Below are 745 nucleotides of genomic sequence, written 5' to 3'. Positions count from 1 at the left end.
CTTGGCATTCTGCCCCGGTGTGACAACCCGCTTTTGCTGCGCTCTGAACATCCAGTCGGCTCCTAATTTGGGATTGAGGTCTATATCGACTTCATCCTCATAAAACACCGGATTATCGGCATCACAGCGGGCCAGCGCGGCGTCGATATTCGCCATTTTTTCCTGATAGGCTGGGTCTTTTATCCGCAAGGTCGGCACGGGCCTGCGCCAGACAATGCCCATACGAGGTAACCATCGGCGGAGCGTGGAGGCTGCCACATTGAGCCCTGTTAACCGATTGATTTTTATAGCCAATAGTTCAGTACACCAACGGCTGCGCTGATAACCAAAATCTTGCGGAGAAAACTGCATGAGCAGCACCAGTAAGGTGACAATCTTGGCGATAGGTAAGACTGGGGCACGGCCAGCCGGTAAGGCTTCTAGCGCATCTATGCCTTCATCTCGATACCACCGAAGCCAACGACCGATGGTCGAGCGCGCAGCGCCGGTAAGGTGATGAACATCGGTGATCGTGCGTCCTTCATGTAACAGCAAGATGGCCATCAAGCGACGAGCATGTCCTTTATCACGGGTGGCATGGATGATTTTGTGAATGCGGCGCCGTTGTGGTCGTGGCAGAGGTGGTAGGATAGGCATCAACTCAGTCCTTTGGGTGTGGCTTGTTTTGTTTAGCGACTAATCAGATCGCACAAACTGGACTGAGTTCCCTTCCTCCGGTGATCTACTATTCGGAACAGCTATTTAG

The 745-nt window shown here is 52.8% G+C and carries 1 pseudogene; it reads right to left on the bottom strand.

The features are described 5' to 3' along the window. Positions 1-636, bottom strand: a pseudogene (locus tag ACNPAA_RS20985) (IS630-like element ISAhy2 family transposase); the annotation flags it as partial. Positions 637-745: the final 109 nt, after the last annotated feature.

The sequence above is a fragment of the Aeromonas sp. PS2Canimalfood6 genome (assembly GCF_048276795.1).
GTDB lineage: Bacteria > Pseudomonadota > Gammaproteobacteria > Enterobacterales > Aeromonadaceae > Aeromonas > Aeromonas caviae.
The sequence above is the reverse complement of the archived record's forward strand: the minus strand, read 5'-3'. Positions and strand labels throughout refer to the sequence as shown.